This window comes from Rhodococcus sp. C26F, assembly GCF_053345925.1.
Genome location: NZ_JBKFBA010000018.1, coordinates 87,669 through 105,619, shown reverse-complemented (window position 1 = coordinate 105,619; position 17,951 = coordinate 87,669). Strand labels below are relative to the sequence as shown.

Below are 17,951 nucleotides of genomic sequence, written 5' to 3'. Positions count from 1 at the left end.
CCGCGGCGCGCGGTCGGGGGGTCGGAACCGGCGGGTCGGGTGACCCGCTCGGCCGGCCTACAGGATGTACCGGCTCAGCCGGTGGGCGTGACGGCGCGGTGCCGGTCGAGCACCGTCCGTACCTCGTCGGTCAGCGGCCGGGACGTGTCGGTCTCGGGATCGAATCCGACGAGCACGGTGTCGGCGACGGCGCACACGACACCTTCCCGGTCGAGGATCGTCTGACGCACCGTGAACGAGCTCGTGCCGAGACGCAGCACCGTCGTCTCGACCTCGATCGGCGCCGACGAGTCCTTGATCGGGCGCAGGAACTCGACGTCCATCTTCCGGAGCACGACGGCGTCGCGCGCCGGCAGCTCGCTCCGGAAGAACTTGATGCGTCCTTCCTGCAGGTACTCCACGACCTTGGCGTTGTTGACGTGTCCGAGCCGGTCGGAATCGCCCCAGCGCACCTCGATCGGGCACCGATACGGCCGGTGACGGTTCTGCTCAGTCACGCGTGAGCTTCCGATGTGTGACGCGGTGCGGACGTGCCGCATCGGCTCCGAGACGCTCGACCTTGTTCGCCTCGTAGGCCTCGAAGTTACCCTCGAACCAGAACCACTTGCCCTCTTCGACGTTGCCCTCCCACGCCAGGATGTGGGTACAGGTGCGGTCGAGGAACCAGCGGTCGTGGGAGATCACGACGGCGCAGCCCGGGAACTGCTGCAGCGCGTTCTCGAGCGACGACAGGGTCTCGACGTCGAGGTCGTTGGTCGGCTCGTCGAGGAGGATCAGGTTGCCGCCCTCCTTGAGCGTGAGCGCCAGGTTCAGGCGGTTGCGCTCACCACCGGAGAGCACACCGGCCGGCTTCTGCTGGTCGGGGCCCTTGAACCCGAACGCGCTCACGTACGCACGCGACGGCATCTCGTTCTGCCCGACCTCGATGAAGTCGAGACCGTCGGAGACCACCTCGAAGACCGTCTTCTTCGGATCGATGTTCGCGCGGTTCTGGTCGACGTAGCTCAGCTTGACCGTGTCGCCCACCTTGACGGTGCCGCTGTCCGGCTCCTCGAGACCGACGATGGTCTTGAACAGCGTGGTCTTGCCGACGCCGTTGGGGCCGATGACACCGACGATGCCGTTGCGCGGCAGCGTGAACGACAGGTCCTTGATCAGGACGCGGCCGTCGAAGCCCTTGTCGAGGTGCTCGACCTCGACGACGACGTTGCCCAGACGCGGCGGCGTCGGGATCTGGATCTCCTCGAAGTCGAGCTTGCGGTACTTCTCGGCCTCGGCTGCCATCTCCTCGTAGCGGGCCAGACGCGCCTTGTTCTTCGTCTGCCGGGCCTTGGCGCCGGAGCGGACCCACTCGAGTTCCTCGCGGAGCCGCTTCTGCAGCTTCTGGTCCTTCTTGCCCTGGACCTCGAGACGCTCGGCCTTCTTCTCCAGGTAGGTGGAGTAGTTGCCCTCGTAGGGGTGCAGCTTGCCGCGGTCGACCTCGCAGATCCACTGCGCGACGTGATCGAGGAAGTACCGGTCGTGGGTGACGGCCAGCACGGCACCCGGGTAGGACGCGAGGAACTGCTCGAGCCACAGCACCGACTCGGCGTCGAGGTGGTTGGTGGGCTCGTCGAGGAGCAGCAGGTCGGGCTTGCTCAGCAGCAGCTTGCACAGCGCGACACGGCGGCGCTCACCACCGGAGAGATGGGTGACGGGCTCGTCCGGCGGAGGGCAGCGCAGTGCGTCCATGGCCTGCTCGAGCTGCGAGTCGAGATCCCACGCGTTGGCATGGTCGAGCTCCTCCTGGAGCTTGCCCATCTCCTCCATCAGCTCGTCGGAGTAGTCGGTGGCCATGAGCTCGGCGATCTCGTTGAACCGGTCGAGCTTGACCTTGATCTCGCCGAGGCCTTCCTCGACGTTCTCCCTGACCGTCTTCTCCTCGTTGAGGGGCGGCTCCTGCTGGAGGATGCCGACGGTGGCCTCCGGATCGAGGAAGGCCTCGCCGTTGCTGGGCTGATCGAGCCCGGCCATGATCTTGAGAATCGACGACTTGCCCGCGCCGTTGGGTCCGACGACGCCGATCTTCGCGCCGTGGTAGAAGCTCATAGTGACGTCATCGAGGATGACCTTGTCACCGTGCGCCTTGCGCACCTTCTTCATCGTGTAAATGAACTCCGCCATGACCACCAGCGTATCGGTCGACGGTCGATAACCCACATCGTGCGAGCACGACAGGTGGGGCCGGCACCGGAGTCCGGCAGGTGCCGGTGCGGTTGCCAGGGTCGCAGCAGCTCCGCTGTCAGGGTCGCAACAGCGCAGCTTTCACGGTCGCAACAGCGCAGCTGTCATGGTCGCAGTAGCTCCGCGACGAAGCCCGTGGTGTCGGGCAGCGACGCGAACATCGTCTCCGAATGACCCGTCGGATACGTCCTGAACTTCGCGTTCGCACCACCGGCCCACAGATCCGCGATCAGCTTGAACGCGAGCGGCGCGGGCACCGTCGTGTCGCGCAGGCCCTGGGCGAGGAACAGCGGCCGGTCGTATCCGGCGGTCGGCACGGCGAGGTAGTCGGTGAACGCCGCACGAAACCGGTCGTCGTTCAGCGGTCGAGCGAGGACCTCACCGACGCCGACCTCGCCGTACCGGTCGATCAGGTCGTCGTAGCAGAGGTGTTCGGCGGCGTCGACGATCTCCCGGCCGAGGGGCGCGAGGTATCCGTCGAGGTCCAGAGCCGGATCGGCGTCGCGCAGGCCCGCGAAGATGTAGGCGGCGAAGGCGGTGAGTCCGTCGAGGCCGAGATCGGGGAAGCCCGGGAATCCGAGCGGGAACAGGTACTCGAGGTTGGACGGGGCGCCGGTCGTGAGCGTCCCGCGGAAATCCAGTTCGGGTGCGCGAGTGGTCGCCGCGTGCGCGGTGTGCAGACCGGTGTGCCCACCCTGCGACTGGCCGATCACGACCCAGCGGTCGGACAGCGACGGTTCGACGGCGCGTCCTGCCCGCACGATGTCGATGACGCTGTTCGCGGCGCTCTGCCCGTCCAGATAGCGGTGCAGTCCGTCCGACCCGAGACCCGGATAGTCGGCCGCCACGACGGCGTAACCCTGCCCGAGCCAGTGGTCGAGATAGGCGGTGTCGCGCGGTGTGCGCGGCAACCGCGAGGGTGCGCACGAGTCGTCGAGGCCGACGGTGCCGTGCGTCCACGCGACGACGGGCCATCCTCCCTCGGGAGGCGTGCCGTGGGGAAGGAACAACGCCCCGGTCGCGGTGATGGGAGCGCCGCTGCGCCACTGCGTCGTGTAGGCCAGGGTCCGCGCCGAGGACGCGCCGGGCAGCGACAGACCGGGCTCGAGCGGAGCGACATCGACGACGGTCCCCGGCGCCCGACTCGCATGCACCGCGGGAGGTGCGAGGAGTGGCGTCAGCAGTGCCAGGGCACAGGTGAGCAGCAGGGCCGGGACACGCGCGGTACGGGTCACGTCGTGGACGATACGGGCCGTGCGGCCGCTACGTCCGCATTCGTCCGATTCGCCGGACCGGGATTGGGTGATCCGCAGGACGGGCACCCTCCCGGCATGACATCCCACTCCCACGGATCCGCGCCCGCCACATCTCCCGCGACCCGCACCGGTCGCGACATCGCCCGCGTCGTGGCCGTGGCGGTGAGCGCTCCGCTTGCCGTCGTGGTGTCGTTCTTCGGTTCGGGTGCGGCCGGTGGGACGCCGGTCGCGGAGGCCGCGGGTGGTGCGTTGTCGGCGGATGCCACAGCGGTCGCTCCCGGCGGCCCGGCCTTCTCGATCTGGACCCTCATCTACGCCGGTCTGCTCGCCCTCGCAGTGTGGCAGGCGCTCCCGGCGAACCACACCGACGCGCGGCAGCGCGCCGCGGGCTGGTGGATCGCCGCGTCGATGCTGCTCAACGCCGCGTGGATCACGGCGATCCAGTTCGATCAGGTCTGGCTGAGTGTCGTGGTGATCGTCGCGCTGCTCGCGGTGCTCGTCCGGGTGTTCCTGATCTTCACGCGCGTGCTGCCGTCGAGCAGGCTCGAAGCGGTGGTCGTCGACGGCACGATGTTCGTCTACCTGGGCTGGGTGTCGGTGGCGACCGTCGCCAACACCTCCGCGGCCCTGCGTTACGAGGACATCGATCCGTTCGGCTGGGGAGCCGACGTGTGGGCGATCATCGTGCTGGCCGTCGTCGCTGCTGTCTCCGTCCTCCTCGCGACTGCGGGCCGGGGCCGACTGGCCGTCACCGGCGCGCTCGTGTGGGGTCTGGCATGGATCGCGGTCGCCCGCACGGGTGACGGCGGTCTGGTGTCCACGCCCGCAGCGGTCGCCGCCGTGACGGCCGCGGTCATCGCGGTCGTGGCCACCGTGGTGATCCGTATCGGCGCCGAGCGCTCCCCCACCCGCACGACAGCAACGGCCTGATCTCCTCGGACGTGCACGTCTCGTCGGTCCGTTTCGGCGTGTCGCGACGAGATGTGCACGTCGGAGCGTGTGCGGTCAGCGACCCTCGCGGTCGCGGCGCGCCAGCTCGGCGAACATCGCGTTGTGTGCCGCGAGGTCGGCGTCGTCGTCGCGCTCGGCGGCCCGGTCGACACGTCGCGCCGTGCGCCGGTCGCTGCGCGACCACTGGACGAGCAGGGCGAGCATCACGAGCACGAGCGGGATCTCACCGGCCGACCACGCGATGCTGCCGCCGACCTTCTGGTCGGAGAACAGGTCGTAGTTCCACGGCAGTGCCAGGCCGCGGTAGTAGCTCTCGGCCATCACCGTGCCCATGCTCATGAGGGTCACGCCGAAGAAGGCGTGGAACGGCAGCGAGCCGAAGACCATGGCCAGCTTCGTCACCGGCTGCAGGTCGCGCGGCGACGGGTCGACGCCGATCACCACCCAGTAGAAGAGGTAGCCGCTGAGCAGGAAGTGCAGGTTCATCAGGACGTGCGCGGTGTGGCTGTCGATGGTCGCGGAGAAGATCCCGCCGAGATACAGGGCGTAGAAGCCCCCCACGAACATGACCGACGCGACGATCGGATGCGTGAAGAAGCGCGACGGCGGGCTATGGAGGAACTCGAGGATCCATTCGCGCGGTCCGGGAGGGGCGTTGCGTCCGGCCGGCTTGAACGCACGCAGGGCGAGGGTCATCGCCCCGCCGAGCGCAAGGAGCACCGGGGCGAGCATCGACAGGGCCATGTGCGCGCCCATGTGCACGCTGAACATCGCCGGCGAGTACATCCCGACGCCGGAACTGGTGGCGACGAACAGCACGAAGCAACCCGAGAACCAGGCGATCGACCGGCCGACCGGCCACGAGTCGCCGCGCTTGCGCAGCGTCCACAGTCCGACGGCGTAGGCCGCGGCGAACACGAGAGCAGCCGTGCCGAAGATCAGGTCGAAGCGCCACTGGCCGAAGAACAGGCTCACGAACGACGGCGGTACGTCGAGCTGGTAGCCGAGCTCGACCTCCTGGATCGTCGGCACCGAGGCCGGCGGCGGCGGGGGCGTGCGGCCGAGTCCCACAGCCAGACCGATGGTCGCGGCGAGGACGAACGCTTCGACGAGGGTGAACCGCACGAGCGCGGACCGGCTGGTGGGGTCGGCCTCGAGGGCCGGCAGTGCCCGGCGGCGCTGTGCCCAGCCGAAGATGCCGAGCAGGACCAGCGCGACGATCTTCGCGAGCAGCAGCCGGCCGTAGGTGGTCGTGGTCAGGTCGTCGAACGACATGCGGACCGCGGCGTTGATGACACCGCTGACGGCCATGACGACGAAGGCGAGTCCGGCGACGAAGGAGAACCGCCGGGCCGCGATGTCGGTGTGCTCGCCGCTCCGCATGGAGTGCGCGAGCAGCGCGAAGAGCCCGCCGGCCCAGACGGACGCCGCGACGAGGTGCAGCACGAGGCTGTTGGTCGCCAGGTCGTGCGAGCCACCCGACGACGAGTGCCCGGTCAAGGCGATCGGCATGAGCGCGACGAACGACAGCAGCAGCAGATAGGGCGTCCACGACCAGCGCACCGTGAGCCGGATCAGCAGCGCGGTGATCAGGGCGAGCACCGTCGTCCAGGCCCAGGCCAGCGAGACCTCCACCTGGCCGAGCGCCGAGAAGAGGTTCTCCGGCCGGATGGCCTCGCTCAGCGGGCTACCGGAGGTGTCGGACAGGGTCAGCGGCACCATCAGCGCCGCGGTGATCGCCCACACCGTCGCCGCGACTCCCGCGGTCCGGACGGCGCGGTAGCCGCCGACGTCGAGCACACCCCCTCGTTGCGGGGGCACGAGGAAGGCGGCGAAGAACAGCGATCCGATCGTGATCACGGTCGCGATCTCGGAGATCGCACGGACCGCCGGAAGACCGTAGGTGGTGAGCGGACCGGGATCGGGGATGCCGAGCAACACCAGAGCCTGCGCAGCGGACAGTCCGACCGCGAACGCCGCGACGAGGGCGGCGAGGAGGCCGAAGAGGATCAGCAGTGCCGGCGGGTTTCCCCTCGTAGGGGCGGGCGCCGGAGGCTGCGCGGGAGACGCGAGCTCGGATGTTGCCATGCCTACCAGGGTAGGACGTCCACGCCATGACCTACGACACGCCGTCGGAGCCCTCCGCGGCCGGTATCGGCGCATGTGACGACGTCGACGGCGTGCTGCAGCGCGAGGAGTGTGTCGGCCGCCACCATCGCGTCGCAATGCGGAAGCGCCGCGGACATCGACCCGGTGGAGGGCGTGAAACCGGACTGCCCCGCTCGCGGGTTGAGCCACACCACCCGGTGCGCGCGGCGCCGGATCCTGGCCAGGACGTGCGCGAGTTCGGTGGGATCGTCGCTGTCCCAACCGTCGGACGCGACGACGACGATCGCTCCGCGCAGCAGGTGTCCGTGATGGGAGGCGACCACCTCGGCGAGGGATCCGGCGATGCGCGTGCCCCCGAACCGGGTCCGCACACGGTCGTTGGCGACGTCGATCGCCTGCTCCACCGACCGGTGTCGTAGGACCGGCGTCAGACGCGTTGCTGTGGTGGAGAACACGAAGACCTCGGCCGTTCCGGTGTGCGCCAGAGCACGGACCAGATGCAGATACACCCCGAGGTAGGGGCGCATCGACCGGCTGACATCGCAGAAGACGACGATCTGTCGCCGCCGTCGACCGGGGCGGGTGCGGATCAGCCGGAGCGGCTCGAATCCGGTGCTGCGCGAGGCGGCGATGCTCGCCCGCACGTCGACACGACCGGTGCGGCGTTGCACCCGGCGACGGGTGCGGCGGGTCGCCCATCGGACCCCGGCCTCCTCGATCCACGATTCGAGCAGTGCGAGTCGTGCGGGGTCGAGGTCGTCGAATCGTTGGTCGGCGATCTCCGCCAGCGCACTCGCGACCTCGCGGCCGGGCCGGTCGGCCGCCCGCTCCCCCTCCGCCGATTCGACGACGGCCCTCGTGACCCACGGGACGTCGTGGCCTCCGGCCGGAGCATCCCGCCCGAGACGGGACGCGTCCGTCGTGGGCGCCGCAGGCGTGCCGTCGTCCTCGGGTCCGGTGCGGCGGGCGTGCGGGTCGAGCGGGAGCGGAGCGTCGCCGAAGACCAGATCGAACACCGCGTCGAAGGCGGCCAGGCTCTCGTGCCGGTCGACGAGGGTGAGCCGCGCCGTCCAGTACAACCGGCTCCGGGTGCTCGGAGGGCACACGCTCAGCGCACGCGTGAAGGTCGCCGCTCCGTCCGCCGGCACCACGATCCCGGCGGACCTGAGCCGGTCGACCAGTCCGACCGCGAAGGCCGCGTGATCGACCCCGGGAAGCAACCGGGCGCTCACGACACCTCGGTGGAGACGAACCCGGTCAGCGCTTCCCCCAGCGCATCGACGTCGTCGGGGGTCTTCGCCAGTGCTGCGAGCGACATCGCCGCTTCGGGCCGGACGAGGTCGGCGACGCCGAGCGCCGCGAGCGCCGACACCCAGTCGATGGTCTCCGCGATCCCCGGCGCCTTGTCGAGGTCGAGTCCGCGGGCCACCGCGACGAAATCCGTGGCGCGTTCGACGAGCGCGACGTTCGACGACGGCACCGTGCGACGCAGGATCGCCACCGCACGGGCACGGTCGGGAAAGTCGATCCAGTGGTACAGGCAGCGCCTTCGCAGTGCGTCGTGCAGGTCGCGGCTCCGGTTGGAGGTGAGCACCACGACGGGCGGGCGGGTCGCGGTGAGGGTGCCCAGCTCCGGAACGGTGACGGCGAACTCCCCCAGGAATTCGAGCAACAGCGCTTCGAATTCGTCGTCGGCGCGGTCGATCTCGTCGACGAGCAGGACGGCGGGTCTGTCGCCGCGATGGCGGACGCAGCGCAGGATGGGGCGTTCGAGGAGGTACTCCTCGGAGTACAGATCGGCCTCCGCGGGAACCTCGCCACGCGCTTCGGCGAGCCGGATCGCGAGCAGTTGACGCTGATAGTTCCAGTCGTAGAGAGCTTCGGCGACCGACAGTCCCTCGTAGCACTGCAACCGGATCAGCGGGCTGCCGAGGATCTGCGCAAGGACCTTGGCGGCGGTGGTCTTGCCGACCCCGGGTTCGCCCTCGAGCAACAGTGGTCGGCCCAGCGCGACCGCGAGGTGGATCGCAGCGGCGGTGCCCTGATCGAGCAGATGGTCGTGGTCGTCGAACCTGGCGACCACGTCGTCGACGTCGGTGAAGACGCCCGGGGACGACGGATCGGTCACGCCACGTCGTCCTTCTCGTAGCGGCGGCGACAGCCCGGGCAGCAGAACCACACTGTCCGCCCGGCAACGACGAGGTGCGGGGTCGACTCGGTGACCGTGAGGGTCATCCCGCACACCGGGTCGACGGCCGTGCGCGGCTTCGGGCCCGTCTCCCTCGGCACCTCGATGCGTCGCCCGGTCTCCTCGGAGGATCGGGCGAGCCCGCCGCTGCGCGCGACCCTCACGATGTCGGCGACGATCGATAATGCGATCTCGGCCGGGGTGCGGGCACCGATGTCGAGGCCGGCCGGGGTGTGGATGCGGGCACGCTCGTCGTCGGTCGGTTCCACCTCGTCGAGCACCGCGGCGCCCCGGGTGCGACTCGCGACCAGGCCGATATATCGGCTTCCGGCGTCGAGGGCCGCGCGGATCACGGTCGCCTCGTCGCCCCCGTGGCTCGCGACGATCACCCCCGACGCCTCGGCGGGCACGCTCGTCCCGCGGATCGGTTCCACCGAGTAGTCGACGCGCCGCGCGAAGTCGCCCACGGCCTCGGCGACGGGTGAGTCCCCGAAGACGGCCACCACGATCGGGGGCATCCGTGGTTCGAGGAAGATCTCGGTGGCCCCACCGGACATGCACGGGTTGACCGCGATCGTCGCTCCCGGGGTGTCGGGGAACTCGCCGGCCCCGGCGGGCAGCACCCGCAGAAGCATGCTCTCCCCTCGTTCGAGCACCGTGCGGGAGGCTTCGCGCACGGAACTCTCGGTGCACTGTCCGCCGACGAACCCCTCGATCGTGCCGTCGGCGAGGACGAGTGCCCGGTCGCCCGAGTGTGCGGACGTCGGTGGCTGCGCCCGCACGACCGTCGCTTCGACGAACGGCCGTCGTTCACTGCGCAACTGCTTCGCCCGCACCGCGAGATCCATGTTCCCGTCCTCCGATCGTTCTACTGGCATCGTCCGCTCGCGTCGCTCAGATCGGTGGGGTCGCGCGGCCCTGCATGGCCTCCCACACCCGCGACGGCGTCAGCGGCATGTCGGCGTGCCGGACGCCGAACGGCTTCAACGCATCGACGACCGCGTTGACGATCGCGGGTGGCGAACCGACAGTGGCGGATTCGCCGATGCCCTTCGCGCCGATCGGATGGTGCGGCGACGGGGTGACGGTGAACGCCGTCTCGAGCGTCGGCACCTCGAGGGCCGTGGGGATCAGGTAGTCCATGAACGACCCGCCCAGGCAGGTGCCGTTCTCGTCGAACGCGATCATCTCCATCAGGGCCATGCCGATCCCGTCGACGATGCCGCCGTGCACCTGGCCCTCGATGATCATCGGGTTGATGCGGGTGCCGCAATCGTCCACGGCCAGGAACCGGCGGATCTTCACCTGCGCGGTGCCGGGATCGACGTCGACGACGCAGAAGTAGGCCCCGTACGGATAGGTGAGGTTCTCGGGGTTGTAGCAGATCTGCGCTTCGAGACCACCTTCGAGACCCTCCGGCAGGTCGCCGGCGCCGTGGGCACGCATGGCGATGTCCTGGATGGTCACCGACGCTCCCGGGTCGCCCTTCACCTGGAAGCGGCCCTTCTCCCATTCGAGGTCGGCGACCGAGACCTCGAGCATGCCCGCGGCGATGATCTTCGCCTTGTCGCGCACCTTCCGCGCGACGAGCGCGGCGGCCGCCCCGGACACCGGTGTCGAGCGACTTCCGTAGGTGCCGAGCCCGAACGGGGTGTTGTCGGTGTCGCCGTGCACGACGTCGATGTCGTCGGGCGGGATACCGATCTCCTCCGCGACGATCTGCGCGAAGGTCGTCTCGTGCCCCTGTCCCTGCGACTGCACCGACAATCTCACGACGGCCTTGCCGGTGGGATGGACACGCAGTTCGCAGCCGTCGGCCATGCCGAGACCGAGGATGTCCATGTCCTTGCGCGGACCGGCGCCGACGGCCTCGGTGAAGAACGACATGCCGATACCCATCAGCTCACCCCGTGCGCGGCGTTCGGCCTGCTCGCGGCGCAGTTCGTCGTAGCCGACGATGTCCATGGCCTTGCGCATGGTGGTCTCGTAGTCGCCCGAGTCGTACTTCCAGCCGGTCTTGCTCGTGTAGGGGAACTGATCGGGGCGCAGGAGGTTCTTCAGGCGCAGTTCCGCGGGGTCCATGTCGAGGTCGTAGGCGAGGCAGTCGACGAGCCGTTCGACGAAGTACACGGCCTCGGTGATGCGGAACGAGCAGGCGTAGGCGACGCCGCCGGGTGCCTTGTTCGTGTAGACGGCCGTCATGTGGCAGTAGGCGGCCTCGATGTCGTAGCTGCCGGTGAACACACCGAAGAAGCCGGCGGGATACTTCACCGGGGCGGCGGTGGCGTTGAAGGCGCCGTGATCGGCGAGGACCCGCGACCTGATGGCGAGGATGCGGCCTTCCTTCGTCGCCGCGATCTCGCCGACCATGATGTAGTCGCGTGCGAAGCCGGTGCTCATGAGGTTCTCGCTGCGGTCCTCCATCCACTTCACCGGATGACCGGTGACCAGCGACGCCACGATCGCTCCGACATAGCCGGGGTAGATGGGGACCTTGTTGCCGAATCCCCCGCCGATGTCGGGTGAGATGACGCGGATCTTGTGCTCGGGCAGACCCGCCACCAGCGCGTACAGCGTGCGGTGGGCGTGCGGGGCCTGTGTGGTGGACCAGAGCGTCAGCTTCCCGGAGATGCGGTCGTAGTCGGCGACCGCACCGCAGGTCTCCATCGGCGCGGGATGCACGCGTGGATAGACGATTTCCTGCCGGGTGACGACGTCGGCCTTCGCGAAGACCGCGTCGGTCGCCGCGGCATCGCCGGCTTCCCAGTCGAAGCAGTGGTTGTCGGTCTTGCCGTCGAGATCGGTCCGAATCACCGGTGCCTCGGGCGACAGGGCCGTGCGCACGTCGACGACCGGGTCGAGCATCTCGTAGTCGACGTCGATCAGTTCGAGGGCGTCGCGCGCCGAGTAGTGGTCGTCGGCGACGACGAAGGCGACCTCCTGACCGTGGAAGCGCACCTTGTCGGTGGCCAGCACGGCCTGTACGTCGTTCGACAGCGTCGGCATCCAGGCGAGCCCCTTCTCGGCCAGATCGGCGCCCGTGATCACCGCCCGCACCTTCGGGTGCGCGAGAGCGGCGGACGTGTCGATGCCGTTGATGCGGGCATGCGCGACCGGCGATCGGAGCACCGCGAGATGCAGCATGCCGGGCAACCGGACGTCGTCGACGTAGTTGCCGCGGCCGCGCACGAACCGCGGGTCCTCCTTGCGCAGCATCCGGCCGTGTCCGCACGGCTTGCGATCGTTGTCCTGTTCCTCCGGGCGTGTGTCCGGTTCGACCGCGGTCATCACGACACCTCCGTGGGTTGCGCCTTCGAGGAGTGTTCGGCGGCCCACCGGACCGACCGGACGATGGTGGTGTAGCCGGTGCAGCGGCAGATCTGCCCGGAGATCGCCTCGCGGATCGTCGCCTCGTCGGGGTCGGGATCGCGGTCGAGCAGGGACCGCGCGGTGATCATCATTCCCGGGGTGCAGAAGCCGCACTGCAGTCCGTGGCAACGCACGAAGCCTTCCTGCACGGGGTCGAGGACACCGTCGCGTTCGAGTCCCTCGACGGTGAGCACCTCGTGGCCGGCGGCCATGACCGCCAGCGTGGTGCACGACTTCACCGGCTCGCCGTCCACGGCGACGACACACGTTCCGCAGTTGCTCGTGTCGCATCCCCAGTGCGTTCCGGTCAGACCGAGGTGGTCGCGCAGGAAGTGCACGAGCAGCGTCCGGGGTTCGACGTCGGCGGTGACACTCTCGCCGTTGACCGTCATCGAGATCTGCATCGGTTCACACCCTTTCGGTGACGCCGAGACGTTCGGCGGATCGGCGCAGGGCCCGCACCGTCAACTCCGATGCGAGGTGACGCTTGTAGGCGGCGGTGCCGCGCTGATCGGTCTCGGGATCGCATGCCGACGCGGCCGCCGCTCCCGCCTCGCGGAAGAGTTCCTCCGAGGCCGGCGAGCCGCGCAACAGCTCGGACACCCTCGACAGCGCCGCCTCGTCGGCGCGCACCGCCGTCAGCCCGACACGCGCGTCGGTGATGCGTCCGTCGTCCGACATCCACAGCGCGGCGCCCGCCGCGGCCACCGCCCAGTCCCCTGCGCGACGCTCGACCTTCTCGTACGCGCTGGAGGCGGTGCCCTTCCGCGGCAGTCGCACCTCGACGAGCAACTCGTTCGGAGCGACCGCCGTCTCGTAGGCACCGAGGTGGAAGTCGTCGAAGGCGAGCTCGCGCACCCCCGCCGGCCCGCGGACGACGCACGTCGCACCGAGCACCGCGCAGACCGTCGACAGATCCTCGGCGGGGTCGGCCTGGCAGATCGACCCTCCGAGCGTCCCGCGATTGCGGACGATCGGATCGGCGATGACCTTCTCCGCGTCCCGGAAGATCGGGGAGATCTCGGCGAGTTCGTCGGATTCGAGCAGTCGACGGTGGCGCACGAGGGCACCGATGCGAACGACCTCGGGTTCGACCGTGATGTGGTCGAGTTCGTCCCCGAGGTCGTTGATGTCGATCAGGTATTCCGGATTCGCGAGCCGCAGTTTCATCATCGGGAGGAGGCTGTGTCCGCCGGCGACGACACGGGCACCTTCTCCGTGCCGGTCGAGCAACTCGACGGCGTGCTCCACTCCGGTTGCGCGCGCGTATTCGAACGGGCCAGGAACCTGCATGAAGAACTCCCACCCTCGGGCGGACGCATCGGTTGTCCCCCGCCGATTCGTCCGCACTTCCCCCTTCGGCGCCCAGGTTAGCCCCGAGCCTCGATCCGCGCGGCGAAACGGACGATATGGACCGACCCCCGGTGTCCGGGGCGGCGGTGGAGCATCGAACCGACCTCGCCAGGAGCCGTCGGCGGCGCGAGCGGATAGCGTGGAAGGAGCCGATCCGGCGGACGCGACGGGAGCACTACGCATATCCATGGATGTGATCAACGAATTCATCATCGGCCAGGCCGCAGCCCCATGGGTCTACCCGTTGCTCTTCGCCGTGTGCATGCTCGACGGCTTCTTCCCACCGGTGCCCAGCGAGACCGTCCTGGTCACCCTGTCGTCCCTCTCGGGTTCGACGGGGCGTCCCTATCTGTGGATCGTCATCGTCCTCGCGGCGCTCGGTGCGATCATCGGCGACAACATCGCCTACACGATCGGACGGAAGGTCGGCACCGAACGGTTTCGATGGATGCGCCGCCCGAAGGCGCAGGCCGCCTTCGCGTGGGCGCGGCGCGGACTCGACAAGCGCGGCGCCGCCGTGATCCTCACGGCGCGGTACATCCCGATCGGCCGGATCGCCGTGAACATGACGGCCGGAGCGACCCGTTACCCGCGGCAGAAGTTCGTGCCCCTCACGATCCTCGGCGGCACGACCTGGGCGCTGTACTCGGCGTTCGTGGGGCGCCTCGTCGGCGGCTGGTTCGAATCGCAGCCGCTGTTCGGCGCCGCGGTGGCCATCTGCGTCGCGGTGGTCCTGGGCGTCGGAATCGACCATCTCATCCAGCGGTTCAAGACCGGTCGAGTGGACGTTCCCCGGGGCGAATCGAGCCCCGACGACGAACGCGGCAGCACGCTCGAGCGCTGACCCCGGCGGGTACGAGGGTGTGTGCGGCGACCTCGGGGAGCACCCGCTAAGATTCTGGCCGCGCCTCCGTAGCTCAGCTGGATAGAGCAAGAGCCTTCTAATCTCTAGGTCGCAGGTTCGAGTCCTGCCGGGGGCACCTCCGACCGTCGGCGCAGCGTCCGCCGCGGGGCCGCACATGGTACCGATGAACCGGGCATTTCGCCCGGCCGACAGGCCGTTCCGGCCGTGTGTTTCTCATCCCACCTTGGAGCCGGGTTAACACATGCTAAGGGCCACGCCCTATAGTTTTCGTCGTAAAACCCTTGTTACAGAATCCTCACAGAGTCAGGTAGGTGGGCGTGTCGACATCGGACCGCATCGAAGAGATCTACGAGCAGGTCAAGGCCCGCAACGCAGGTGAACCCGAATTCCACCAGGCTGCGGCCGAAGTGTTCGAGTCTCTGCATGTCGTGCTCGAGCGTCACCCCGGATACTTCGAATCCGGCCTGATCGAGCGCCTGTGCGAGCCGGAGCGGCAGATCATCTTCCGCGTGCCGTGGATCGATGATCAGGGCAACGTCCACGTCAACCGTGGCTTCCGCGTGCAGTACAACAGCGTTCTCGGCCCCTACAAGGGTGGCCTGCGCTTCCACCCGAGCGTCAACCTCGGCATCGTCAAGTTCCTCGGCTTCGAGCAGATCTTCAAGAACGCGCTCACCGGCCTGCCCATCGGTGGCGGCAAGGGCGGCTCGGACTTCGACCCCAAGGGTCGCTCCGAGCAGGAGATCATGCGCTTCTGCCAGTCGTTCATGACCGAGCTGCACCGCCACATCGGCGAGTACACCGACGTCCCGGCCGGTGACATCGGTGTCGGCGGCCGCGAGATCGGCTACCTGTTCGGCCAGTACAAGCGCCTCACCAACTCCTACGAGTCCGGCGTCCTCACCGGCAAGGGCCTCACCTGGGGCGGTTCGCAGGTGCGCAAGGAGGCCACCGGTTACGGCGCGGCCTACTTCGTCAACGAGATGGCCAAAACCGCCGGCACCTCGCTCGAGGGCCGCACCGCCGTCGTCTCGGGTTCGGGCAACGTCGCGATCTACGCCATCGAGAAGATCCACCAGCTCGGCGGCACCGCGATCGCGTGCTCCGACTCCTCCGGCTACATCGTCGACCGCAAGGGCCTCGACGTCGCTCTCCTCAAGGAGATCAAGGAGGTCCGCCGCGGACGCATCTCCGAGTACGTCGACGAGCGCGGCGACGCCGAGTTCTTCCCCGGCGGCAACATCTGGAACGTGCCCTGCGACGTCGCACTGCCGTGCGCCACGCAGAACGAGCTCGACGAGGAGTCGGCCAAGACCCTCGTCAACAACGGCGTGAAGATCGTCGCCGAGGGCGCCAACATGCCCACCACCCCGGGCGGCATCAGCGTCTTCCGCGACGCCGGAGTCGCCTTCGCGCCCGGCAAGGCCGCCAACGCCGGTGGCGTGGCGACCTCCGCACTGGAGATGCAGCAGAACGCCTCGCGCGACTCGTGGCACTTCGACTACACCGACGAGCGCCTCGCCGGCATCATGGCCGACATCCACGGCCGTTGCGTCGAGACCGCCGCCGAGTACGGCAAGCCGGGCGACTACGTCCACGGCGCCAACATCGCCGGCTTCGTGAAGGTCGCCGACGCCATGTTCGCACTGGGCGTCATCTGACGCTGTGTTCGCACCGGGCGTCATCTGGCGACCGATTCTTCATGCGAAGTGCGGGTACCGACGAGTTCGGTACCCGCACTTCGCGTTTCGGGTGAAGGGTCGTCCCGCCGGAGAGTGCGGGGACGGCGACTCTAGCGGACGATCTCGCGGCGGTCGTCGGGGAGCCGGCGTGTGCGACCCGCCTTGTCGAGCCGGTCGAGCAACGGCAGGACCACCCGCCGTGTCGTTCCCAGGCGCTCGCGCGCGGCACTGGTCGTGAAGGGCTGGTCCAATTCGCCCAGCAGCTCCACGGCCGTGTCGGCGGCGTCGGGGAGCAGGACGATGCCCGGGCCCGCCCGCCACAACCGTCCGCTGCGTTCGGCCGCGCCGAGGGCCCGGTCGTCGAGGCCGAGCTCGCGTAGGCGATCGGCGGTCGGGGCCGCGAACGGGGCGGCCGACAGGTCGCGGCGCACCTGCTCGACGGCTTTGCGGATCTTCGGCGGTAGACCGTCGGCGCCGGGAGCGATCACCCGCCCCCCGACCACTTCGAGCGGAGGTCGCACCAGCGCCCGGACGAGGTCCGGTGTGGGAAGACGCAGCTGCGACGCCAGCACCGTCAACGGCGCCGCCGGATCCAGTGGATGGGCGCGGGCATGGGCCTGCACGAGTGTGGGCAGCCGGTCGGCGACGGCCTTCGCGAGACCGGGTGCGACGAGCCACGGCCCGACCGTCAGGTGCTCTCCCCGTTCGAGTGGGATGCCCAACTGTCGCAACCGTTGCCGGTGCAGGAGTCCGCGGCGGGCGAGTTCGTCGGCCAGGTGCGGCGTCCCGTCGGCTCCCGCCAGTTGCAGCGCGCGGCGTGCCGCCGCGCCGCGACGCCGGAATCGGGGTGGATCGGGGTCGAGAACGTCGGCTCGCCAGATCATCCGGCGGCCCGGGTCGCGCAGCAACGCGCGGTCGCCGATCCGCAGGGGCAGCGGGCGGTCGAGGGTGAGCCGGACGAGATCGTCTGCCAGCGGACGGCACCGGACACCGACGTCCGCGGCTCCGATGTGCAGCACCGGAGCGACGGGCGGCCGGTCGTCGCCGCTGATCCGAACGTCGACGACGGTGGTGTGGTGCCACGCGCCGGGCGTGACGAGCACACTGCCCCGTCCCAGATCGTCGACCCGGCCGGTGAGATTGAGGGCGACCCTGGCCACGCCGCTCACCGCGCTCCGGTCGCGACCGAGTGCCTGCACGCTGCGGACCCGCAGCGGCGTGTCCCCCAGCGCGAGGGTGTCCCCCACGCGCACCGTGCCCGCGGGAAGGGTTCCGGTGACGACGGTTCCGGATCCGCGCACGGTGAACCGACGGTCCACCCAGAGCCGGACGTCGGCATGCTGATCGGGGTCCGGGAGCGAGGCGACCATCGTCGTCAGCGCGCTCCGGAGATCGTCGAGGCCCATCCCGGTGCGCCCGCTCACGGCGACGACGGGCGCCCCCGCCAGACTCGTGCGGGCGACCTCCGCCGCGGCCCGCGCGGCGGCGGGTCCCGGATCGGCGAGATCGGCCCGGGTAACGGCGACGACCGCGTGGCGCACGCCGAGCGCGTCGAGTGCTGCGAGGTGTTCGGCCGCCTGCGGCATCCACGGATCGTCGGCGGCCACCACGAACAGCGCGGACGGGACCGATCCCACCCCGGAGAGCATCGTCGTCAGAAATCGCTCGTGTCCGGGGACATCGACGAAGGCGACCTCCCCCACCTCGGGCCAGGACGTCCAGCAGTAGCCGAGCTCGATGGTCAGTCCTCGTCGCCGTTCCTCGGCGAGCCGATCCGGGTTCGCACCGGTGAGCGCTTCGACCAGCGTCGACTTGCCATGGTCGACGTGACCGGCGGTCGCGACGACGTGCATCAGGATCCTTCGCGAGCGGCCACGCGCGTCACGGCGTCGATCAGCTCGCCGTCCTCGGCAGGGTCGACCGCGAGCAGGTCGAGCAGCAACCGGCCGCGTTCG

Annotated in this window: 13 protein-coding genes, 1 tRNA gene and 2 pseudogenes (1 of these 16 only partly in view); 4 read left to right on the top strand and 12 right to left on the bottom strand. The window is 69.4% G+C overall.

The features are described from left to right. Positions 1-74: 74 nt before the first annotated feature. The 3 genes from ACLBYD_RS18445 to ACLBYD_RS18435 form a co-directional block, all read right to left on the bottom strand. Entirely contained in the window at positions 75-497 is a 423-nt protein-coding gene (locus tag ACLBYD_RS18445; protein WP_447817568.1) for an acyl-CoA thioesterase, read from the bottom strand. Then, on the bottom strand, positions 490-2,163 hold the full coding sequence (ettA, locus tag ACLBYD_RS18440; RefSeq protein ID WP_026061184.1) for an energy-dependent translational throttle protein EttA: 1,674 nt from the start codon (positions 2,161-2,163) through the stop codon (positions 490-492). Before ettA ends, ACLBYD_RS18445 begins: the two co-directional genes overlap by 8 nt. 164 nt (positions 2,164-2,327) lie before the next feature. Then, on the bottom strand, positions 2,328-3,413 hold the full coding sequence (locus ACLBYD_RS18435; protein WP_447817574.1) for a lipase family protein: 1,086 nt from the start codon (positions 3,411-3,413) through the stop codon (positions 2,328-2,330). Positions 3,414-3,554: 141 nt separating this feature from the next. On the opposite strand from ACLBYD_RS18435, the gene ACLBYD_RS18430 reads away from it, so the two are divergent. Continuing rightward, positions 3,555-4,409 (top strand): tryptophan-rich sensory protein, encoded by an 855-nt coding sequence (locus ACLBYD_RS18430; RefSeq protein WP_447817567.1) that lies wholly within the window; start codon positions 3,555-3,557, stop codon positions 4,407-4,409. Between the two features lie 75 nt (positions 4,410-4,484). On the opposite strand, the gene ACLBYD_RS18425 is transcribed toward ACLBYD_RS18430, so the two are convergent. Genes ACLBYD_RS18425 through ACLBYD_RS18395 form a run of 7 tightly spaced genes read right to left on the bottom strand, consistent with a single transcriptional unit; the run spans position 4,485 to position 13,389 of the window. Continuing rightward, entirely contained in the window at positions 4,485-6,518 is a 2,034-nt protein-coding gene (locus ACLBYD_RS18425) for a cytochrome c oxidase assembly protein (RefSeq protein WP_447817566.1), read from the bottom strand. 2 nt (positions 6,519-6,520) lie between these two features. Continuing rightward, positions 6,521-7,771, bottom strand: a complete 1,251-nt coding sequence (locus tag ACLBYD_RS18420) for a vWA domain-containing protein (protein ID WP_447817565.1) — start codon at positions 7,769-7,771, stop codon at positions 6,521-6,523. Beyond that, positions 7,768-8,667, bottom strand: a complete 900-nt coding sequence (locus ACLBYD_RS18415; protein WP_447817564.1) for an AAA family ATPase — start codon at positions 8,665-8,667, stop codon at positions 7,768-7,770. The genes ACLBYD_RS18420 and ACLBYD_RS18415 overlap by 4 nt, the downstream gene beginning before the upstream one ends. Continuing rightward, positions 8,664-9,575, bottom strand: coding sequence for an XdhC family protein (locus ACLBYD_RS18410; protein WP_447817563.1), 912 nt, complete (start codon positions 9,573-9,575; stop codon positions 8,664-8,666). Before ACLBYD_RS18410 ends, ACLBYD_RS18415 begins: the two co-directional genes overlap by 4 nt. Positions 9,576-9,621: 46 nt before the next feature. Beyond that, positions 9,622-12,015: an aerobic carbon-monoxide dehydrogenase large subunit gene (locus ACLBYD_RS18405; protein ID WP_447817562.1), complete on the bottom strand. Its 2,394-nt coding sequence runs from the start codon at positions 12,013-12,015 to the stop codon at positions 9,622-9,624. Continuing rightward, positions 12,015-12,500, bottom strand: a complete 486-nt coding sequence (locus ACLBYD_RS18400) for a (2Fe-2S)-binding protein (RefSeq protein WP_019289024.1) — start codon at positions 12,498-12,500, stop codon at positions 12,015-12,017. The genes ACLBYD_RS18405 and ACLBYD_RS18400 overlap by 1 nt, the downstream gene beginning before the upstream one ends. A gap of 4 nt (positions 12,501-12,504) precedes the next feature. Further along, entirely contained in the window at positions 12,505-13,389 is an 885-nt protein-coding gene (locus tag ACLBYD_RS18395) for an FAD binding domain-containing protein (protein WP_447817561.1), read from the bottom strand. A 247-nt stretch (positions 13,390-13,636) separates the two neighbouring features. Between ACLBYD_RS18395 and ACLBYD_RS18390 the strand changes: the two genes are divergently transcribed. The 3 genes from ACLBYD_RS18390 to gdhA all read left to right on the top strand — a co-directional run bounded on the left by ACLBYD_RS18390 (position 13,637) and on the right by gdhA (position 15,975). Beyond that, positions 13,637-14,293: a DedA family protein gene (locus ACLBYD_RS18390; RefSeq protein ID WP_447817560.1), complete on the top strand. Its 657-nt coding sequence runs from the start codon at positions 13,637-13,639 to the stop codon at positions 14,291-14,293. A 62-nt stretch (positions 14,294-14,355) separates the two neighbouring features. Continuing rightward, positions 14,356-14,429, top strand: a tRNA-Arg gene (locus ACLBYD_RS18385). Positions 14,430-14,631: 202 nt separating this feature from the next. Then, positions 14,632-15,975 (top strand): NADP-specific glutamate dehydrogenase, encoded by a 1,344-nt coding sequence (gene gdhA / locus ACLBYD_RS18380; protein ID WP_060651241.1) that lies wholly within the window; start codon positions 14,632-14,634, stop codon positions 15,973-15,975. Between the two features lie 131 nt (positions 15,976-16,106). On the opposite strand, the pseudogene ACLBYD_RS18375 reads toward gdhA, so the two are convergent. Together ACLBYD_RS18375 and selA are read right to left on the bottom strand one after the other, a co-directional pair. Beyond that, positions 16,107-17,831: pseudogene (locus tag ACLBYD_RS18375) on the bottom strand (SelB domain-containing protein); the annotation flags it as partial. A 17-nt stretch (positions 17,832-17,848) separates the two neighbouring features. After that, positions 17,849-17,951 (bottom strand): annotated as a pseudogene (gene selA / locus ACLBYD_RS18370) (L-seryl-tRNA(Sec) selenium transferase); it runs 1,200 nt beyond the window's last position.

Coding starts and splice junctions, on each gene's coding strand:
- ettA (WP_026061184.1), bottom strand. CDS start 2,163: ATGGCGGAGTTCATTTACACGATGAAGAAGGTGCGCAAGGCGCACGGT.
- ACLBYD_RS18430 (WP_447817567.1), top strand. CDS start 3,555: ATGACATCCCACTCCCACGGATCCGCGCCCGCCACATCTCCCGCGACC.
- ACLBYD_RS18425 (WP_447817566.1), bottom strand. CDS start 6,518: ATGGCAACATCCGAGCTCGCGTCTCCCGCGCAGCCTCCGGCGCCCGCC.
- ACLBYD_RS18410 (WP_447817563.1), bottom strand. CDS start 9,575: ATGGATCTCGCGGTGCGGGCGAAGCAGTTGCGCAGTGAACGACGGCCG.
- ACLBYD_RS18405 (WP_447817562.1), bottom strand. CDS start 12,015: ATGACCGCGGTCGAACCGGACACACGCCCGGAGGAACAGGACAACGAT.
- ACLBYD_RS18400 (WP_019289024.1), bottom strand. CDS start 12,500: ATGCAGATCTCGATGACGGTCAACGGCGAGAGTGTCACCGCCGACGTC.
- ACLBYD_RS18395 (WP_447817561.1), bottom strand. CDS start 13,389: ATGCAGGTTCCTGGCCCGTTCGAATACGCGCGCGCAACCGGAGTGGAG.
- ACLBYD_RS18390 (WP_447817560.1), top strand. CDS start 13,637: ATGGATGTGATCAACGAATTCATCATCGGCCAGGCCGCAGCCCCATGG.